Origin of the sequence: Frankia sp. Mgl5 (genome assembly GCF_023242985.1) — a bacterium.
Lineage (GTDB): Bacteria > Actinomycetota > Actinomycetes > Frankiales > Frankiaceae > Parafrankia > Parafrankia soli.
In genome coordinates, this window is the sequence record NZ_JALKFY010000287.1 from 1 (window position 1) to 245 (window position 245).

Here is a 245-nt window from a genome sequence, read left to right on the forward strand (position 1 = left end):
GCCTCTCTGTTGATTCTAAGCGCCTGTTCCGGAGGAACGAAGCCTACCGCACAAACAGGTGGCCAAACGAACGCTGCTTCAACGAATACCGCTGCGCCCGCAAGCGGCGACAGCAAAGATCCGATTAAAGTAGGGGCGATTTTTTCACTCACGGGCCCAAATAGCCCGCTAGGCGTGCCGGAAAAGCAGGCGGTGGAAATGTTGGTCAAGGAGATTAACGGCAGTGGCGGCGTAAACGGACGCCC

At 57.1% G+C, this 245-nt stretch carries 1 protein-coding gene; it reads left to right on the forward strand.

Going from position 1 to position 245, the window contains the following annotated elements:
- Positions 1-245: ABC transporter substrate-binding protein (locus MXD62_RS09375; RefSeq protein ID WP_248828971.1), on the forward strand; the 245-nt coding region annotated here is incomplete at both ends.